The 18,962-nt window shown below is 62.5% G+C and carries 21 protein-coding genes; 2 read left to right on the forward strand and 19 right to left on the reverse strand.

Features of this window, described 5'->3' with window-relative positions; genetic code table 11:
- Positions 1 to 77: 77 nt before the first annotated feature.
- Genes DQP56_RS06555 through DQP56_RS06570 form a run of 4 tightly spaced genes read right to left on the reverse strand, consistent with a single transcriptional unit; the run spans position 78 to position 3,611 of the window.
- Positions 78 to 1,232, reverse strand: coding sequence for a thiolase family protein (locus DQP56_RS06555; protein WP_112684155.1), 1,155 nt, complete (start codon positions 1,230 to 1,232; stop codon positions 78 to 80).
- Entirely contained in the window at positions 1,229 to 1,648 is a 420-nt protein-coding gene (locus tag DQP56_RS06560; protein ID WP_165824923.1) for a Zn-ribbon domain-containing OB-fold protein, read from the reverse strand. The genes DQP56_RS06555 and DQP56_RS06560 overlap by 4 nt, the downstream gene beginning before the upstream one ends.
- Positions 1,649 to 1,677: 29 nt before the next feature.
- The gene (locus DQP56_RS06565) at positions 1,678 to 3,282 is read right to left on the reverse strand and encodes a class I adenylate-forming enzyme family protein (protein ID WP_353617112.1); all 1,605 of its coding nucleotides are present in this window, start codon (positions 3,280 to 3,282) and stop codon (positions 1,678 to 1,680) included.
- Positions 3,177 to 3,611 (reverse strand): PaaI family thioesterase, encoded by a 435-nt coding sequence (locus DQP56_RS06570; protein WP_165824924.1) that lies wholly within the window; start codon positions 3,609 to 3,611, stop codon positions 3,177 to 3,179. Before DQP56_RS06570 ends, DQP56_RS06565 begins: the two co-directional genes overlap by 106 nt.
- 76 nt (positions 3,612 to 3,687) lie before the next feature.
- Between DQP56_RS06570 and DQP56_RS06575 the strand changes: the two genes are divergently transcribed.
- Positions 3,688 to 4,617 (forward strand): LLM class flavin-dependent oxidoreductase, encoded by a 930-nt coding sequence (locus tag DQP56_RS06575; RefSeq protein ID WP_112684158.1) that lies wholly within the window; start codon positions 3,688 to 3,690, stop codon positions 4,615 to 4,617.
- Between the two features lie 67 nt (positions 4,618 to 4,684).
- Here DQP56_RS06575 and DQP56_RS06580 read toward each other — a convergent pair whose 3' ends face one another.
- The 4 genes from DQP56_RS06580 to DQP56_RS06595 all read right to left on the reverse strand — a co-directional run bounded on the left by DQP56_RS06580 (position 4,685) and on the right by DQP56_RS06595 (position 8,809).
- Positions 4,685 to 5,497: a crotonase/enoyl-CoA hydratase family protein gene (locus tag DQP56_RS06580; protein ID WP_234825530.1), complete on the reverse strand. Its 813-nt coding sequence runs from the start codon at positions 5,495 to 5,497 to the stop codon at positions 4,685 to 4,687.
- Positions 5,498 to 5,608: 111 nt separating this feature from the next.
- Entirely contained in the window at positions 5,609 to 6,421 is an 813-nt protein-coding gene (locus tag DQP56_RS06585; protein ID WP_112684160.1) for an enoyl-CoA hydratase/isomerase family protein, read from the reverse strand.
- A gap of 10 nt (positions 6,422 to 6,431) precedes the next feature.
- The gene (locus tag DQP56_RS06590; RefSeq protein ID WP_112684161.1) at positions 6,432 to 7,592 is read right to left on the reverse strand and encodes a thiolase C-terminal domain-containing protein; all 1,161 of its coding nucleotides are present in this window, start codon (positions 7,590 to 7,592) and stop codon (positions 6,432 to 6,434) included.
- Positions 7,589 to 8,809 carry a Zn-ribbon domain-containing OB-fold protein gene (locus DQP56_RS06595; RefSeq protein ID WP_112684162.1) on the reverse strand — a complete coding sequence of 407 codons (1,221 nt, stop codon included), beginning with the start codon at positions 8,807 to 8,809 and terminating at the stop codon, positions 7,589 to 7,591. Before DQP56_RS06595 ends, DQP56_RS06590 begins: the two co-directional genes overlap by 4 nt.
- A gap of 298 nt (positions 8,810 to 9,107) precedes the next feature.
- Here DQP56_RS06595 and DQP56_RS06600 point away from each other — a divergent pair, with 298 nt between their 5' ends.
- Positions 9,108 to 9,761, forward strand: coding sequence for a TetR/AcrR family transcriptional regulator (locus tag DQP56_RS06600; RefSeq protein WP_112684163.1), 654 nt, complete (start codon positions 9,108 to 9,110; stop codon positions 9,759 to 9,761).
- Positions 9,762 to 9,810: 49 nt separating this feature from the next.
- On the opposite strand, the gene DQP56_RS06605 is transcribed toward DQP56_RS06600, so the two are convergent.
- From DQP56_RS06605 to DQP56_RS06650, 11 genes are all read right to left on the reverse strand, one after another.
- Entirely contained in the window at positions 9,811 to 10,221 is a 411-nt protein-coding gene (locus DQP56_RS06605) for an MmpS family transport accessory protein (RefSeq protein ID WP_112684164.1), read from the reverse strand.
- Positions 10,222 to 10,285: 64 nt separating this feature from the next.
- A complete protein-coding gene (locus DQP56_RS06610; RefSeq protein ID WP_234825531.1) occupies positions 10,286 to 10,717 on the reverse strand; it encodes a hypothetical protein in 432 nt (143 codons plus the stop codon).
- Between the two features lie 88 nt (positions 10,718 to 10,805).
- Complete coding sequence (locus DQP56_RS24415) at positions 10,806 to 11,363, reverse strand: hypothetical protein (RefSeq protein ID WP_133258892.1); 558 nt, start codon at positions 11,361 to 11,363, stop codon at positions 10,806 to 10,808.
- Between the two features lie 119 nt (positions 11,364 to 11,482).
- Positions 11,483 to 12,133 (reverse strand): hypothetical protein, encoded by a 651-nt coding sequence (locus tag DQP56_RS06615; protein ID WP_435673824.1) that lies wholly within the window; start codon positions 12,131 to 12,133, stop codon positions 11,483 to 11,485.
- Positions 12,134 to 12,158: 25 nt separating this feature from the next.
- Entirely contained in the window at positions 12,159 to 12,821 is a 663-nt protein-coding gene (locus tag DQP56_RS06620; RefSeq protein WP_112684166.1) for a hypothetical protein, read from the reverse strand.
- Positions 12,822 to 12,865: 44 nt separating this feature from the next.
- A complete protein-coding gene (locus DQP56_RS06625; protein WP_112684167.1) occupies positions 12,866 to 13,819 on the reverse strand; it encodes an MlaD family protein in 954 nt (317 codons plus the stop codon).
- A complete protein-coding gene (locus tag DQP56_RS06630) occupies positions 13,816 to 14,814 on the reverse strand; it encodes an MlaD family protein (RefSeq protein ID WP_205868810.1) in 999 nt (332 codons plus the stop codon). Before DQP56_RS06630 ends, DQP56_RS06625 begins: the two co-directional genes overlap by 4 nt.
- Positions 14,811 to 15,905: an MlaD family protein gene (locus DQP56_RS06635; protein WP_112684168.1), complete on the reverse strand. Its 1,095-nt coding sequence runs from the start codon at positions 15,903 to 15,905 to the stop codon at positions 14,811 to 14,813. The genes DQP56_RS06630 and DQP56_RS06635 overlap by 4 nt, the downstream gene beginning before the upstream one ends.
- Complete coding sequence (locus tag DQP56_RS06640) at positions 15,905 to 16,864, reverse strand: MlaD family protein (RefSeq protein ID WP_112684169.1); 960 nt, start codon at positions 16,862 to 16,864, stop codon at positions 15,905 to 15,907. The genes DQP56_RS06635 and DQP56_RS06640 overlap by 1 nt, the downstream gene beginning before the upstream one ends.
- Positions 16,861 to 17,922, reverse strand: coding sequence for an MlaD family protein (locus DQP56_RS06645; protein WP_112684170.1), 1,062 nt, complete (start codon positions 17,920 to 17,922; stop codon positions 16,861 to 16,863). The genes DQP56_RS06640 and DQP56_RS06645 overlap by 4 nt, the downstream gene beginning before the upstream one ends.
- Positions 17,919 to 18,962: an MlaD family protein gene (locus DQP56_RS06650; RefSeq protein WP_112684171.1), complete on the reverse strand. Its 1,044-nt coding sequence runs from the start codon at positions 18,960 to 18,962 to the stop codon at positions 17,919 to 17,921. Before DQP56_RS06650 ends, DQP56_RS06645 begins: the two co-directional genes overlap by 4 nt.

Genomic DNA, 18,962 nt, shown 5'->3' on the forward strand with positions numbered 1-18,962 from the left:
TCGTCACCAATGCCCACACGGGCATTTCGCTGCAAAGAGCGCGTACCTCGCTCGACGGGCTCCCGCTAGTGCGGGCTTCACCGCGACAGAATGCTCACCGCCGATGCTCCCGGTGCCCCATACAGATGGGTGTAACCGACGCGGGGCCGCCCCGGAACCTGCCGATCGCCGGCTCGGCCCTGCAACTGCAGCACCGTCTCGTAAATCTGGCGCAATCCGGACGCGCCGATGGGCTCACCGTTGGCGATGAGGCCGCCGTCGGTGTTCACCGGCAGCGCGCCACCGATGTCGGTGCGTCCGTCAGCGATCCATTGTTCCTGTTCGCCGTCGCCACAGAAGCCGTTCTCAGCCATATGAATCAACTCGGAGCCGGCGTCGGTGTCCTGCAACTGGGCGACCTGAACCTCCTCGGGTCCGATCCCTGCTGCCGCGTAGGCGGCCCTCGACGCATCGACCGTCGGACTCGGCGCGGTCTGTAACGGCAGAGACGGACTCTGCACCTCGAAGGCGCCGTGCCGACGGGTGCGTAGCTCCGAGGCCCGGACATAGACCGGCGTGGAAGTGAACGAGCGGGCCAGATCGCCGCGGCACAACACCACCGCGGCGGCACCCTCGCAGGGATTGCAGTACATGTAGCGCGTCAGCGGGTAGTTGACGACCTCACTGTCCCGGATGACCTCAGCCGGAACGGGTTTACGCCGCCACGCGTGCGGTGTGATGGAGCCGTTGTGCAGGTTCTTGGCGGCGATCCGGGCGAGACTGTCCGCGGAGATGCCGTGTAATCCCATGTAGCGGTTGATCTTAGTGCCAAAGAAATGCGTCGTGAGAAACAATCCGGTCTGCCCGTACCACGCGGGTTGGCCGACCACGGCCGGGTCCGCGGCGAACGCCCCGCGCGGATGCTTGTCCATGCCGATCGCCATCGCGACGTCGGCCTCTCCATTGCGGATCGCCGCGGCAGCCATCTGCAGCGAAGTCCCGCCGGTGGCGCACCCGTTGAACACAGCGCGGACCGGGATCCCGGTCAGCCCCAGCCATCCGACGATCGCATCCGGGTTAGAGACCTCGTAGCTGCCCACGAACGCCGTCTGCACCTTGGCCCACTCCGTGCCGGCGTCGGCGAGCGCGGCCCGGGCCGCCTCGACGCCCATCTGTAGCGCCAGTTTGTCGCCGTGGCGCCCGAACGGGTGCAGGCCGACACCGACGATCGCCACGTCATTCTTCGCGCTCACTGGCGCGCCTCATTCGCTTCACCCACGGGCGCAAAAGCGTAAGTCAAGATTTCGGTGCCGTCCGGGCGGGTCGTGTAGGGCATTACCACCAATTCCATCTCCATGCCGATACGCAGTTTGGCCGGGTCCGGCTCGGTGAACCGGCCTTGCACCAGCAGTTCTCCGGGCAGCTCGACATACCCCAGCGCGTAGGGCACAAACGTTTCCATCGTGTCGTCACCGTCGTAGGGCGGGGCGGGCGGACGAAATTGCTGCGTTGTGAAGGCCCACAACGTTCCTCGCCGGCTCAGCAGACGCGTGCTCTCTCCGGGGCGGGCCGGGAAGGACAGCACGCCGTCTTGTTCGGATGCGATCAGTCGGGGCTCTTCCGCGGGCCACGTAAACAGATTCTCCGCCACCGGCACCTGTGTCGCCATGGTTTTGACGATATCAAGAGTTCATTCATTTAGCTATTAAAGCCATTGCGCTGGCGCGCCATGTCGCCGCGGCGGATCTTGCCGGCCGCGGTGCGGGGAAGGGCGACGACGAATTCGATGGTCTTGGGCACCTTGTGGGCAGCCAGGCGCTCGCGGCAATAGGACCGAAGTTCGGCGGCGCTGGGCGCCGCAGCGGGATCACTGAGTTCGATGACCGCGTGGACCCGCTTGCCCCACTCGGGGTCGGGCAGCCCGACCACCACGGCGTCGGCCACCGCGGGGTGTTCGGTCAAAGCGGCCTCGACCTCAGCGGGATAGACGTTGACGCCACCGGAGATGATCAGGTCGACGCGACGGTCGGCGAGGTAGAGATAGCCGTCGTCATCGACCCATCCCATGTCGCCGACCGAGGTGAACAGATCCGCCGTGGTGGCGGGCCGGGTGTCGCCGAGATAGCGGAATACCGGCTCGGTTTGGCCGGGCCGCCGGAAATGAATGGTTCCCACCACGCCGGGCGCGACCTGGCCGCCGGCGTCATCGAGAATCCGTAGTTCGGAGTTAACCGGGCGGCCGACAGTGCCGGGTCGGGCCAGCAGCTCTTCCCCGGTCGCTAAGCAGGATCCGGCATTCTCCGAGGATCCGTAGGCGACATAGAACCGGCCGGCACCCAGGCGGTCGATCCAGAATCGGGCCAGCCAGTCCGGTAGGGGGGCACCGCCGTGTAGCAGCGATTCAACCGAATTGAGATCGCGGCGGTGCACATCGGCGCAACGAGCCATTCGTTGAAGCATGATCGTGGTCGCGGTCAATGTGTTCACGCGGTACCGTTCGATCAGGCTGAGCACCAGTTCGGCGACGAAGTGTTCCAGCAGGATCACTACCTGACGCTGCAGCAGTGCGGTGAACGTGATCAGCGCGCCGTTGGTGTGGTAGAGCGGCGCGGGCACCAACTGGATCTGACCGGCACGATGGCCCATCTCGCGCGCGGAGTCATATTCGGTGCCTGCAAGCGAGAACGTGCCGGATCCCTTGATGCAGATCACTTTTGGCACTCCGGTCGATCCTGAGGTGGCGATGGCCCGTGCCGGATCCGGCGTCCTGTCCGGCACCGGCTCGGTTGATATGGCCGGGTCTTCGAGAGTGCGGGCGGCGATCACCCGCTGACCTTCTCTGTCCGGCCACGAGGCCACCACGACTGCGGGACGTGTGACGTCGAGGACACGGCCGCGCTCCCACTCAGGCAGATCCGAGCGCAGCGGCAGGACGCATGCGCCGGCTTTCCACGCACCGAACGCGATGACAACGTGCTCTATCGAATTCGGTAGTCCGATCACCACAATGTCGCCGTGGCTGATGCCTAGGCCGGTCAGGCCGCGCGCCACACGGTTGCTGCGATGGTCGAGTTGCGCCCAGGTGACGCGATGCTCTGCCCCCGCGCCGGTGACAAAGATCATCGCCGTCGCGTCCGGGCTCTGCGCGGCGATATCGGCGAGTCGCCGCCCGTAGGAAACGGCGGCGTCCGGCGAGCTCAGAGCGGCTTCGCGTTGGTGATGATCGCCTCGGCGACAAGGCGGTCGGTGGCATCGCGGACGTGGACCTGGGAAACCTGAATCCGCCGGCCGGGTTTGATACAGACGCCGGTAGCGGTGAGGTCACTGGTGGCCGCCGAGAGATAGTTGATGTTCATCGACACTGTGGCGATGAACCCCTGCGCGCCGCTGGCCGCCAGTGATGCGGCCGTGCCGCAGGTATCTGCCAGCGACGCCACGACGCCCCCATGGAACCCGTTGCCGCTGTGGCACAACCACTCGGCGTGCGCAAGCGTCATCACGACTTGCTCGTCATCCCAGCGCAGGACACGAACACCGCACTGCCGGTTGAAGGGGACTCCCGACTCGTAATGCTGGGCCTGGCGCTTCCAGCGCGCCTCCGGCGTCTCCTGCGTCTGCTCAGGCTTGGACATCGGCCTCGCTCCCTGCGATAGAATCAGCTCAATTAATAATACGTTAATCATGTGAGTTCAGCGACGGAGGAGTGCGGTGCAGCCGGAGGTGACCGTGGGCATCCGAGTGCCCCACGAGTTATTCGTCGGCGGTGCAACAGCTTTGCGGCGAAGCGTGGCCGACGTGGAGGCCGCCGGAATTGACCGGGTGTGCGTGGGCGACCATATCGCGTTCCACGGTGGGCGCGGCTTCGACGGACTCGTCCAGGCAACGGCATTGGCGGCACTCTGCGATCTGGAGGTCCAGACAGCGGTTTACCTGCTTCCGCTGCGCCACCCCGTTCCGGTCGCCCGTCAGGTGCTGTCGTTAGCCCTGCTGAGCGGCGGCCGATTCGTGTTCGGAGTAGGCATCGGCGGTGAGGATCCGGCCGAAGTCGCGATGTGCGGCGTCGATCCTTCGACGCGGGGTCGGCGCATGGACGAATCCCTGGGCATCGTCCGCGACTTGCTCGCCGGCCGGGTTGTCGACCGCGCTGGCGGGTTCTACGAACTCGATGCCGTGCGGATGACGCCCACCCCGGCAGCCCCGGTTCCGGTGACCGTCGGTGGTCGCTCCGCCGCGGCCCTGCGTCGCGCCGGGGTGATGTCGGAAGGCTACCTGGCGCTGTGGACCACGCCGCAGCGCTGGAAGGAGTCCATCAGGATCGTGGAGGGGCATGCGCGCGATGCCGGCCGGGACGGTGTGGCATGGCGTCACGGGTTGCAGGTCTGGTGCGGCGTCGCCAACTCCGCGGCACGGGCCCGTCTACTGGTGGCAGACGCCATGGAGTCGCTGTACCGAATAGCGTTTGCGAAGTTCGAAAAGTACACGCCCTATGGGACACCCGAGGACGTCGCGAACGCCCTACGCCCCTACCTGTCCGCCGGCTGCCGCGAATTCAATCTGATCCCGATCGCTGCACATCCCGACGAGGCGATCGCCGGTGTCGGCGAGGTCCGGCGGCTGCTGCAGATCACCGACGGTTGAAGCCACGCAGACAGGTCGCCCGGCAGGTGTAGGGGGCGTGGCATCGCAGCGCTCCGCGCATCCCGCTTCAGTCCACGAAACGAGGCTCGCGTCTCTCGATGTTGGCCTGCACGGCCTCCAGCTGATTCGGAGTTCCGATCGTCTCCCACATGGCGCGGCGCTCAGCCCGCAGGTTCGCCGATGCCACCGGCACCGCCGCTGCCGTCAAGGCTTTCGCATTCCGGATCGCCTGGGGGTTGCGGGCCGCGACGTTGCGGGCAAAATCCGTTGCAGCGGTAAGTGGATCATCGAACACTGCGGTAACCAGTCCTAGCCGGGCTGCTTCATCTCCGCGTACGGTGCGCCCGGAGTAGATCAGATCTCGGGCGTGGTCGAGACCGATCAGCGCCGGCAACAACTGGGTTCCACCCATATCCGGAACGAGCCCCCAGTTGATTTCACCCGCAGCCAGCTTGGCATCACCGGTGGCGTAGCGGATGTCGGCGCCCAGCGCCAGCTGCAGACCGGCACCGATCGCGGCGCCGTGCACAGCGGCGATCACCGGGACCTCGATCAGCCGCCAGACCCAGACGGCCTTCTGGCCGCGCCCCAACAACAGTCCTTCGACGCCCAGGTCGCCCCAGCGCTGGGGATCTCCGTCAGCGTCGGCTGGGATGAGCGAGCCACCGGACTTCTGTCCGGCGAAGCTCGTTCGGTCCAGACCCGCGCAGAAACCCCGGCCTTCACCAGAAAGCACCACAGCCCGGAGGTCCGGTCTGGATCGCAGCGACTGGCCTGCTTCGATCAGCGCCTCAAAGAGCTCGTCATTGAACGCGTTCATGACCTCTGGGCGGTTCAACCGGACGTCGGCGACGCCGTCGGCGACGTCGACCAGCACCACATCCGACATCAATGCCTCACTTCGTAGTTGTGACGAACCGACTGAAGCGCGCAGCGCACTTTCCCGGGCTATCCGGCGGCGGCACACCACCGGAAACCGGCGCGCCGGGCGCTACTTCTGACCCGACCGGGACCGGAAGGCGGCCACTCGCTCGTGGAACTCCGGCGTCGTGAACGAGGTGAACTCCTCTGCGAGCGCGTACTCGAGCACGCCGAGAGCAGCGCGAGACAGGTGCATGTTCAGCGCGACCTTGCTGGCCCGCAAGGCCTGCGACGGCAGCGCGGCCAGCCGCTCACCCAGCACCAGCGCCTCGTCGAGCACCGCGTCGTCGTCGGCGATCTTGGTGACCAGATTCAGTTTCTCGGCGATCGACGGGGTGATCTTGTCGCCCAGCAACACATACTCTTTCGCCTTCATCATCCCGATCAGCAGCGGCAGCATCGCCGCCCCGCCGTCGCCGGCGACCAGGCCGACCGCCACGTGCGGGTCAGCCAGATAGCTGCTCTCCCCCATCACCAGAAAGTCGCTCAGCAGCGCGATAGAGCAGCCCAGTCCGACGGCCGGACCGTTGACCGCAGACACCAGCGGCTTGGGGAAGTTGATCACCTCGAGGAACACGGTGCGCGCTTCGGAGATCTGAAACTGGCGAGCCACCGGATCGTCGATCAGACGGCCGAACATCACCATGTCGCCGCCGGCCGAGAACGCCTTACCGACACCGGTCGTCACCACAGCGCGGACATCGTCGTCGGTGGCCAGCACCCGCCAGATGGTGGCAAACGCGTGGTGCACCTCTTCGTTGACCGCGTTCAACGCCTCTGGGCGGTTGATGCTCACCACGTGGACTCCTCCACGCTTCTCCACCAGCAGCCACGGGGCGAACTCTTCGTAACCGGGCAACGTGGCGACTTCTGAGGTGGTCATGGCGCTCCTGTCAGTTCTTCTCGGTGGAAAGGATGGTGATCGCCGAGACCGCAGTCGGACCACCGATGTTGTGTGCCAAGGCGACTCGTGCCCCGTCAACCTGATTTTCGGCCTCGCCTCGCAATTGGTTGAACAGTTCATAGCACTGCGCCACCCCGGTGGCGCCCGGAGGGTGACCCTTGGCCTTCAACCCGCCGCTCGGGTTGATCGGGATCGAGCCGCCAACATAGTGCTCGCGTCCCTCGACAAGTTTGTAGGCCTCGAAGCGATCGGCGAAACCGAGATCCTCGTAGCTGATCAGCTCAACACCGGTGAAGCAGTCGTGCACCTCGGCGACGTCGACGTCCCCCGGTGTCAGCCCGGCCATCTTCATCGCGGCCTTCGCGGCCCGCACCGTCGGCGGGAATGTCGTCATATCGCTCTTGTGCTGGTGCATCACTCGGTCCATGCCGATTCCCACACCGCGCACCCACACCGGCCGATCGGTGTAGCGGTCGACGACTTCTTCGGCGGCCAGGATGACCGCTGCCGCACCGTCACTTTGCGGGGTGCAGTCATAAAGCCCGAAGGGCTCGACGATCATCGGCGCCGCCAGTGCTTGTTCAACGGTAATCTCGTAACGCAGCTGGGCTTTCGGATTCTTCAGCGCGTGGAAATGGTTCTTGACCGCGACCATCGCCATGTGCTCCTTGGTCGCCGGCGACTCGTGCAGATAGCGGATGACGTGCAGCGCGAAGTTTGCCGGCGCGACCAAGCCCAGCGGGTAATCCCAAGCGTTGTCGCGGGTCATCGCAGCCCAGTCCCAAAATGTCGTGTTCGATGCGGTCTCACGCACCTTGTCGGCGCCAACGACCAGCACCACGTCGTAGAGGCCCGACGCAATCGCCAGCGTGCCGTTCCGAATGGCGTCATTACCGGTGGCACAAGCGTTTTCGATACGTGTGACCGGAATGTCGGTGAGATCGAGGGTGTCGGCCAAGATGCCCGACGGGAAGCCGTCGGTGGTGGACAGCTCGCCGAACCAGGCAGCCTCGATCTCCGACTTGTCCATGCCCTTGTCGACGTGCGCGACGGCTTCGGAGTATGCCATCGGCACCAGGTCTTTGATGCCGAGGTCGAAATGCTCGGCGAACGGGGTCATCCCAGCGCCGACGATGGCCACGTTCCTCATGACTGTTCTCCTTGGAAGGTGCGGCCCGGCCAGAAGGCATAGCCGTAATCGGGAATGCCGGCCCGGGTGGCGATCTTGCGCAGCACCACCGAGCCAGGCTGCCCGATGGTCGCCTCACCGGCGGGTACACCGGTCACTTTGAGCAACACGCGCACCGGGCTGTCGTCGAGCTGGACAACTGCCAGCGAGTACGGGCTGGGCAGGTCAGGTACCGGAATCCGGATCGTCGTGTGGGTATAGACGGTGCCGGTGCGGGGCAGCGGCACCATGCGGTAATCCCGGGCCAACGCACCCCCGTCGTCGACACGGAGCCGAGGCGGGAACTGCGGTGCGGTGTCGACACCGGGACGCTCGTCGAACACCGCTGCTTCCCAACGTAATTTCGGTTCAAACGCGCGTGCGTATGCGGCCAGCGAGATCGGAATACCGACGCCTTCGGAGACCCGCGTCTTGGGCAATTCCCGCGGCGGCTCCTCGTCGCGCACGATCCGCGGCGGAACTTTCGTGAGCGTCAGTTCGGCCACACTGATCGTGGACTGCTCGATCGCGAGCACCAGACCGGGTGCGCCTTTGTCGATCGCATCGGCCAGCAGCCGGATCACCGCGGCACCCGACACACTTGCGTCCTCGACCGCAGCGGACGTGTCGAAGTCGCGACCCAATTGGGCGGACTTGATTCCGCTGACGGCGGCCACAGTGGGCGTGCCGGTCAGGCCAAGCCGCGCCAGGGTCGAACGTACCCCGACCTCTCGCTGCAGGCGGGGATCGCCGTAGGCGTGCCGTGTTCCGTCGTCGGCACGCGCCAGCAAGGGCAGGCTGCGGGTCTGTCGCGCCGCCGGGGTCAAGGTCGCGCCAGAATCGCCGGTCAGCAGCGCAGCTGCACCCGCGGAGGCGTCGTTGTCGTCGGCGGCGATCACTAGCGTGCCCGGCTCGGCACTGGTCGCCTGGTCGAGCACCGCGGGCGCACCGCCGAGCACCTCGGTCACCGAGATGTCCGCGGCCAACGACAAGCCGGCCAGCAGCACCGCCGCGTTGCCACCCTCGAGCAGCGGGAAGTTGCGCGACACCATGACGACACGGCGGGCCGAGGCGCCGGGATCGGCGGCGCGGCCCGCCGCCACCGCCATGGTCAGTGCGTCCTCGTCGGGGCCTTTGACCCGGCGGGAACCGTTGATCCACGGCGGCAGGTAGCTGCCTATCGAGATGACGTGACTCATACCTGCCTCGTTTCAGTGCCCGGCAACCAGACGGGGAACGACTAATACGATATATAGTTATACCATTCGGGGGACATGTTGCGAGCCGTGCCGGCGCACCCGCCGGGGACCGCTGACGACTTGGTGGAGCCTCGCGGATCGACCGCCTTGCCGGCGCCCATGGCTTCGCGCGCAAACGTTCAATAGTCATATTGAACAACTGTTGTCGTTATTGTCTTGCGGGCAGGGGTTGTCGATGTTACGTTCGTGGCACTTGGCCAGCGACCCTTAAGCTGACCGAAAGGATGTCTGACGGCATATGACCACGGCTGGAAGAACGCATCCCTTGCAACGGCGAGAGGTCCGTGGGCAGCGGACCGGATCGCCGGTCGAGCCATCCGACGTCTGGCCGCTGGAGCACCGCGGCGAGATCGGGGCCGACCGAATACTCGATGCCGCCAGAAGTCTGTTCTCGACCCACCCGCCCGAAAGCGTCGGTATGCATGAGATCGCCAAGGCGGCAGGCTGCTCCCGCGCGACGGTGTACCGGTACTTCGAGAACCGAGAAACGTTGCGCGCGGTATACATGAACCGCGAATCCTCCCGGCTGTACCACCAGGTGGTCGAACAGATCACCGGGTTGGACGACCCGCGTGAACGGCTGATCGCCGGCGTCACCACGGCGCTGCGGTTGGTGCGCCAAAGCCCCGCCCTGGCGTCGTGGTTCACCCGCACGGGGATTCCGATCGGTGGCGCAATCGCCGAGCAGTCCGACGTCATCCAGGCACTGACCGCGGCGTTTTTGTTCACGCTGGGACCTGACGAGCCCAGCACTGTCACACGGCGTGCGCGCTGGCTGGTTCGGGTCATGACCTCGCTGTTGATCTTCACAGGCTGCGACGACGCCGACGAGTTGGCCATGCTCGAGGAGTTCGTCGTACCGATCATCGCGCCGGTACAGGCCGATCAGTAGCTCCTAGCGGGTCGGGAGCCGCCAACCGAGTGCACACCATGAGCCGGGGTCAGGATTTGTACGGTGTGCTGCCGTAGCACGCCGCATTGCCCACATCAAGGGTGCTTTCGCAGATGACCTTCCCGCGAAGGAGGATCCGTACCGTCACCCAATTATTAGGCCTGGCCTCTGGGCACCAGGCTCGTCCATCACAGACACGCGGGCGCCAATCGGCGCGAACCTCAGCGCCATCCGTGGAGGGCGCGTGAGCGTCGACTACCGTCACGGTGGTCCGCCAGGGAAGCGGCGCATCCCGCACTACTTTTCGCGCAGAGAAGTCGAAGTACTCGATATCTGCCGAGGTGACCTCGCTTGAAAGGACCTCGTACGTGACGCTATCCGCGGCGTGCACCGGCGGGGCCAGCGTCACGGCGGAAACGCCGGTAATCAGAGCTAGCATTATGAGCTGGATACGAATCATCGGCACTTCCTGCAAGTGACACCCTCGGCCTGCAGGCTGAACGGTCCGGCCGTCGCCGACATAGTCACTCCGTCCCCGCCAATACCACCGCGACCAAGCTATACCCAGTCGTTTCGTTTCGTCGCACGTCTACACCGAAATCTGTGTAGGAACAGTCCGGGATTGCGGCGTGTCCCTCCAGTAACATCCCCTTTATCGCGTCAGCTTCGTTGGGGCGAGCACCTTGAAGCACCACCGCTTTATCCCCGCTGTAACCGAGATCCTTTAGCCCAGGAAGTGGGTCAGTGATCGGGACGTGTTTTGCGATATGTTCAACATAGTCATCGGTCGACTTATTGATGATCTCCGCTGCTTGCGCGACTATCGGGTTCTCGGTCAACGGCCCGCATGAAGTTCCGCTGCGCGCGGACGCCATCACGGCTTTCACGCCCGCTGCATCCGCAAAAGCCGATGGTGCCAGCACCATACCGCCCGAAAAAACCAGCGCAATCGTCACTATCGGTCGGATACACGCTTTCCGGCGCCACGCCGCCCTCCGGACGTCAAGTGGAGCAAGTGATTGTCTTAGCACCTGAACTCTCCCATCAACACGACCCGTAACTTAGGCAGACCCGCGTGGCAGTCTCGTCGTAGCCTTTGAACCAAGTCCCTGTCTGCGTCATCAAGAACTTGAATTCACCACGTCCGCAATATGCACTGCTGTCCGGCTTGATCGCGCACATCGTTGAATTGTAGGTAACGTAACTGCGCGGCGGCAGGGTCTCAATGGCCTGTCCGGCGGGGAACTGAATGCCCGCGGTCCAGCCGTAGTGCACCGACCGATTCCCGTTGAACCAGGCGATGTGATCCGCGCCCGAGGGCGCACCCGGAATATCGCCGGCGCAGCCGAAGCTTCCCTTATCCCAAATGCCGCAGTTGAGCCCCGAGGGCGTCAAGAACCAGATACCCGGACGGCCAGCAACGACGAACCGGTCTGGCTCGATTTCGTCGTACCACGCCGTTATGTGCGATACGTCTGGGAATGGGTCGGCTGCCGCATCGCCAGGCGGGTCAGCGCGTCCAGGAACCGCGGCACTGAATACCAATCCAACCGCCGCCGCAGCGGCTGCCAGCCACCGACGACTGCCGATACGGTCCCGCATTCTTTGATCCTCCTCTGCTGAGCGGACGCGTTCGGCGCCGGCAACAGATTCCCTCGAGGCCGCCGTAGATCGAGACGAATCGCACGCCCGCCGTCTCGGATCAGTTACCGGATCGCGTTCTACTGGCATACGTGCGAACGCTTGATTCTAGTGCCCCAACGTAATACTCGTTTCACCGATGGGCCGGTGAACCAGTCGGGTTGATGGCTTTTGATCCCAGCGCTGACGTTGGATAGGTGCTGCCACAGTAAGTAGAACTCCTTACCTTGATAGAGCGGGAAGTAGATGTCGCCGGCATGGTCTGTGGACTGCGTAAGCGCTTGGGCGCGCGGGGCCAGGAAGTCCACGGATTGGTCAATATTTGCGGTAACTATGTCGGCCTGCTGTTGAAGGTCGCCGATGCTATAGTCCCAGTCGGAACCCGCGCCCGAGATCACCCCGGGCCCGTTCGGCGTGATCCGGTGGAATTGAAGCCGGTCGATCTGGCGCATCAATTCGTCATATTGGGTATTGAACCACTGGCACATCTCCCGTTCGGCGTTGATGTCCGCATCGGTAACACTTCCCCTCGTTTCGTCATAAGGGAAAGGAAATTTCGGCGCCCAGCCCGAAGGCGTCGGAGTGACCATCGGTAATGGCTCCGGAGGCCGGTCATAATCGGACGGATCCGCCCGACTAGAAGGTCCGGTCACGACAGCTGTACCGGATAACGGCAGCAGGGCGCACATCAAGGCGACGATCCAGCGGCCAATGCCTTTTCGCGTCACCATTATCATTCCCCTTCCCGGAGCGAGCCTATTTTGGTTCTAACGCGTCGCCGACCCCGCCTACCTCGGTTATTTGCCAATCCCGATCGCTGTCGATCGTGACGCTATACGTCGCCGTCGACTGCAGTGGTTCCGGCGCCTGCGCAGTCTTGGTAAGAACGCTGACAAAAGAGTCGACAATATAGATTCCGCCAGTCACGGCACGAACCTTCGCCGCGAGCGGACGCGCCGTGGACTCCCAACGGAGGGGCACCAATATCTGTTCCATCGACGTGGCAGCTTTCGTCAGCTTCTCGCTGAGTTCGGGACTCGTGCCTGCAACAAGCTTGACTTTCCAAGTATCGAGGTCTCGGTAATTCATCGCCGCCGCTTCTACCGCATAAGTCAGAGCAACGCTTTCGGCGTGCGTCTTGTTTTCGGATTGCCGGCCCTGCTCATCGAGCTTGCGTTGCGCTCCTACGTATAGCGAGGCCAAGACACCGACGCCGACGACAAGGGCGGCAATCACCAGGGCAACCGTCAGGCTGCGAAGCGAAACCGAGAGCTGCAGTCGTCGCGACCGTGTGCCCTGCGTCTCGTCTTCGGTCGCCGACGGAACTTCAATGGGTGTTTCGTCCGCCGGCTTCAAACCAGATGGATCGATCTCGGCCGCATCGGGTTCGGGGGCGTCCGGTTCGGTATCAACCATCATGTAACTTCCTCAATTCTCGGTGACGCGCAGACATACTTGCCTTGTCAATTCTCCGGGATGGTCACGTGCAATGTAATCGCGCCGTCCTCGGGTAGTGCGCCCACGATGTTGGCTAGGATCTGACTCGGGTCGAACGTCAACAACGCACCGGCAATACCCTTCATTTTTGGCCGAATCGCTTCGCCGATCACTTTGAGGTCACCGCCATTATCATCCAATAACTTCTGAATCCGGCGCAACAGATCACCCATTGTGACCATACCCTCTGGACGTAATTCTAGGCCGCCCACCGAAAATTCTTGCATGATCCTTTGAGCACCTAAGGCGCTACCCCGGATTCCGGGTACCGTGTTAGCCAGCGTCGGCCCGACCCACCCGGCGTTCTGTAACAGCGTCTGAAAGTTGCTCAGCAGCACTCGCCCGTGACCGTGCATATCCGCGGCGGTGTTTCTCAACAGCTCGCTGGCGTGAGTCAGGTTGGGTAGGACCGAGTTCGGATCAGGCAGTGCGGCGTCACCCTCAACGAGTATGCGTTCGACCGCATCGGGGTCCGCCTGGCTGAGTACCCGCCCGACGCTTACTGCCAGCTCCGTTATCGACGCTGGTTGTATCACCGATTCCGTTGCTATGTGCTGGCCGTCGCGCAACATCGGGCCATCCTCACGCCTCGGAACCAGGCCGATGTACGTTTCGCCGAGTGCAGACAGGTTTTCGAGCCGCACTTCGGTATCGGCGGGAATGCGGAAACGGCCATCAACGTAAAAGTCGACAGTGGCACCGTCGACAGATGACGCAATTTTGCTGACTTTGCCGACCGGCACGCCACGCAGCAGGATATTGGAATCGACGACGAGACCATTGATGTCTGCCACGGTCATGGACAAATTGGTACGGTCAGAAGGCGGCCTAACCCGGACCCCGAGCGCGCCGATGTAGCCCACCGCAAAGGCAATCATCAGACCGAACACAACGAACGACAGGAAATCGCGCCCCCTCATGGTGTCGCACCCAGGATCCGTAGTACTTCCTGCACATTGCCAGACAGTTCCCGACCGTCAGGCCCGACTATCGACGTAATATTGATCGCCGGATATTTATCTTGCGGGAGGAAGAAGTCGGTAAATACCCTCCGCCATGCAGGCCACTCCTCCTCGAATGACCATTTGGATTGCTGCATAGCGCCCGCTGTTTCGGTGAGTGAGTGCAGTAACGGCATCAGCCAGAAACCGCCACTGTAGATACTGCCCGTGGCCGGAAGGAGCGTGCCAACATATGAAAAGATCTCCATGAACCGCTTGAAGGCTGTCATCCCCGACTCTGAGAACATATCTTGGAATATCATGATCCTGCGGTGCATAACGCCGACCGTTCCGGACACGCCGTCGAGCCATTGATCGACCAGGTTCATATTGTCCGACAGGTCACCGAGGTCGGCCGCCACTTGGGAAGCCATTTTGCGGATCGCCGCCTCTCCCCCCGGCGGCTGGAGTCTGTTGATATGGATGATCGTGTTCTGTATGCGCTGGATGGATCCGCTCGACACGAAGTTCGCCATGTTCGCGATCGTGTCCTCCAGTTGTGGCGGAGACGAGGTCTGCGCCAACGGGACACGATCGCCCGAGCGCAACACGGGCCCTGCCGCCTGGTCTCGCGGTCGATCGAGGGCGACGTAAATATCGCCCAAAACCGTGTCTTGCTGCAGCACCGCTCGGATGTTCGACGGCACAGCGACGGCGGGGGCAATCCTCGACGTGACGTCGGCGGCGCGGCTGGAAAGTGCCACCTCCGTGACGACGCCGACCGTGGTGCCGTCCATCACCACCTTCGCGCGCTCCGGCAAGTTGAGCGCATTGTCGAATTCGATGACGATGTCATATCCACCGCGATAGCTATTACCCGGCTGAGGCAGCGCGGTGACATTAATCGAAGTGCACGACGAAACGGCAAGAACACCGGCGACTACTCCGGCCAACCACCACATCCGGGGCTTCATCGGTTCGCCTCACTTAGCACGTACTGCAGCAGCGCAACGTCAACCGCGTACGGTTGCCCTGCCACATCGGCACAGCTGCCGGGCATTGCAGCATTCATGATCCCGCACTGCGCAAGCCCATTAGGCGTGCGGATGCGGTACAGCGGCGGACGATACGTGATGTGAAATTCACGGTTATTGTAGTGATTGGCTATCGTGTTAATCCACCATGGCACCGGATTCATGAGGTTCGCCAACCACGGCGCGTGTGCACTCAGCTTTCGCACCGAAACCGACGTCGCGTCGAGCATGAACTGAATCTCCTCACCGAGGTTTTGTTCCACGTCGATCGCGGCTTTGAGCAATCCGATAAACCCTCCGACCATGTGGTGGCCACCATCCAACGTCACGGCGACGTCCGACATGTTCTGCTCCGCGTTGAGCAAAACCTCCTTCAGCGGCCCTCTGACATCGGTCAGTGCTGAAGTCAGTTGAGCGAGGTTGGTGATAATCGATCCGATGTCGCTGATCGCTTGATCCGGGCTATCGACCACCGCCGATGACGTTGTCAGCAGCTGATTCACGCCGGCCCCGTTGTTGTGCACCGCCCGATCGACCTGGCGCACGACATCGGCCACATTCGTCGACCCGTCGGGGTTGATCCCATTGACGAACGTGGTCGCCGAGCCGATCACTTCGGACAGGCTCTTCGGGGTCCATGAACGCGTAAGCGGGATACACTCACCGGTGCCCAGGTTCGGACCCGAATCAGCGTTGCCGACAAGCTCCAATGACCGGTCAGCAAGGATCGATGTCGACCTGGTGACGGCCTTGACATCGGCCGGCAACGGACGCCGCTCGGTAACACTGAACTCCACACGCACTTCGGTTGGGCGGGGATTGATGCTCGTGATTTTTCCGATCGGGTATCCCATCCGCGTGACCGGATTGCCGACGTATAGCCCGACGCTGTCGGGCATGATCGCGCAATATCCCTCAGTCGACCGTCTTTCCTGCGGCCGGCCGCAGGCAGCCCCGGCAGTCATCACCATCGCGCCTGTGAGCGCGATCGCGGCGACGCGGCAAAAGTGACGCATACCTGAACCGGCCATTAGCACCCACTCCCCGGTATCGGCATACACAGGTCAGTGGCCAGTAACTCCGGCGCCGCCTGCTGTGCGTCCAGAATCCGTTCGATCTTTCTGCGCCCCAAGCGAATGGCCCGTACGATCACGCCCTCGCGCTCCACCCACATCGTCGCTTTCTCGATCCAATCACGCAGCCTCACGAGGGCCTTGTCGCGGTGGTTCTGATAGAAAATAAAGATCGGCGTCAGACTCTCCAAGACCTGACCCATGCCCTGGAGCGCCGCAGCCAGACCCTGGCTGTAGAGCGTAATCGTCTGTTCTATAATTGATATCCTGCGGACGATGTCTTGGAGTTTCTCACGATAATTGTTTAGATCACGGACATATTCATCGGACAGGTCCAGGATGGCACTTACTTGCCCGCGTTGCCGTTCGATCGTCGACATAATCGCGTTGCCCGCATCGATGACCGCGGCGACTGATTCCACGTTGGTGCCGGCAAGCCCCTGCTGCACCTCGTCGAGCGATTCCTTCACGGGCTTCGGATCAACGTTGTCGGTGATCTTCGTCGCGTCGGTCAGGGTCCGTATCAAACTGTATGGCATCGTCACGCGCTCCATGGGAATGGCCTTGGCGTTCAAAGCGATGTCGCCCAGTGACACGATGTTCACGTAATAGCCCCCGACCACGGTGAGCATGCGGACTTGCACCTGCGACTGGTCACCGACGAATGCACTGCCGTCGACCCCGGCCCGAACCCGCACCTGATTCGCTTCCAGTGCGAGATCCTTCACCTTGCCGACGTTGATCCCGGCGATGCGTACCGGGTCTCCCGGACGGACCGCCGCCGCGTCGTCTGTGTAGAAGGTGACGATCTTCTCCCCGGGCGGGTTGACATAGACCATGGCCGTCACGAGCGCCACAATGGTCACAAGGACAAGAGCACCGGCACCCCACGCAGTCGGGTTACGTAACACTTTCATCGGTTGCACAGCACCACTCTTCGTCCATTGAGGAGTACGTCCATTTGCTCCGGCAACTGAGCCCGGCCCCGCGAGCAGGGCAGGGGCGCACCGGCCTCCGGCGGCGGTGGGATGTTTTCCCACATGACTGGAACCAGTTTGATGGCATCCATAAAGTCCTCGAGGTGCGTGAAGGCAACATCCAGTGCCTCGTCCATGTCGATGCCATTCGACGGGAAGGCATCTGGACCGTAGGTGAAATAAGAACCACTATCCGCCACGGGTGGGAACCCGATATTCGTCAGCAATTGCGCGACCTGCCCGGTGAATGCGCCGTAGAGATCGGCTTTCCGGAACTCGTCCAGCGCTTGTGTCAGAATGCCATCTACGGGCCCCTCATTAAGCCAGTCCATTATCTGGGTCAGATCTTTCCCATGTCCCCCCATGGTGTCTGAAATATCCTTCAAATTGTGCATCAACGTCGCAATGACATGCTCGCGGTCCGATACGAACCGGGTGAGCTTGCGGATGCTCTCCAGCATCGGCGCCAGTCCGCCGCCATCACCGGCCAGATAGGTCGCCGCATTCGTGGTAAAACTGTTCAGCTCCTCAGGACTGAGGGTGGCGATCACCGGTTGTAGCCCGTTGAACAGTGTGGTGACATCGAAAGACGGTTGCGTCATCGCGGTGGTCACATGGGTGACGAGCTCGGCGTTTGAATAAGTCTCCGTCGGATCCACGATATCCAGATACCGCAAGCCGGTGAGAGCCTGGTATTTGATAGCAAGCCGAGTTCCGCCGACCACGCCATATCGTTTGTCGAGGGTAAACCCGACCACGGCGATACTTTGACCGCGTTTTCGCTCGAGCGCAACCGAGTGGACCTTCCCGACTCGAACCCCTCGGACCCGCACGTCGGCGTCCAGATGCAACCCAGATGCATCAGTGAAGTCGGCACTATACGATCGCGTATCCCCCGCTACAGGCTGCCTAATAATATTCGCAACCAAAATAAACATGACGATAGCGACGGCCCCGCTGATCGCCAGCCGCCAGAATGCAGCTCTAGCCTTCATCATGGCGCACCCACGGCTGCGAACGGCGCCGCTATACCTGGAAGACTGTCAAGGACAATACGAACCTGGATAGCTCGCTGCTCGGGACTCCCCTCGTACATTTTCTCAATCCGGGAACGCAACTCCACGAGCATCTCGGAAATACCCGCCGGCCTGATCAACGGCGGCACCACATCCGTCAGTGCGGTGATACTGTCCACCACGGGCAACAGATCCTCCGTATGCGAGTACTCCAGTTTGCCGATAGCCCCAAAAAGGTTATCCGCTACAAAACTCATGAATGGCTCGATAATATCTGAGTACTCGTGCACGGTGGCGTTCCATACGCCCCTACCTAATTTGTTATGGCCGTGCGTTACCGCGGAGCTGGCATCGATCAGCGCATCGGTAAACGATGGGAACGCTACGCTCACTCCCGTCGTATTTCTCAAAAGTTGCGCGGTACTCACCGTTTGCGTGTCGGCAAGCGCATTTGCCGAGATGATCATGGTCTCGATCAGCGGATTCAACGCATCGGTGTACCGGGTGGCTTTGTCGACCACCTGGATCAGCCGCGTGGTCAACGTACCGGTGGCAAGTCTTCCGAGCCGAGACAGCAACGCTTGAAGCGCAAAGTTGCCCTTCGGCGCGATCTGCAGGTGGATCCCATCGTGGAGTGGGCTCCCGCCCTCACGTGCGATGAGATTGATACCTGTCACGCCGAAATAGTTGATGGGCCGGAAATCTATATCCATCGCGTCGGTTAATCCCGCTATTGGCGTTTTCTGCAAATCAGCATCCAGGCGAACACCACCTCCGGGTAAATTGGCAACGGCCGTGACGGCCCCGACCTTTACCCCGTGCAGAACCAGTTCCGTACCCTTGGCGACCCCCGGACCGATGTACGGCGTCTGGATGCTGACAGAAATTTCGTCAGGCGATCGACCTCCGAAGGGTTTGAACACCGTCAGCAGGCCGGCGACGACGGCGACGCAGAGCACGAGTGCTGCGCCGACGGTGGTCAGCGTCCGCTTCTCAGCTTCCTCCGAGCCGTGCAGTAACAT

The organism is Mycolicibacter senuensis, from assembly GCF_003284925.1.
Lineage (GTDB): Bacteria > Actinomycetota > Actinomycetes > Mycobacteriales > Mycobacteriaceae > Mycobacterium > Mycobacterium algericum_A.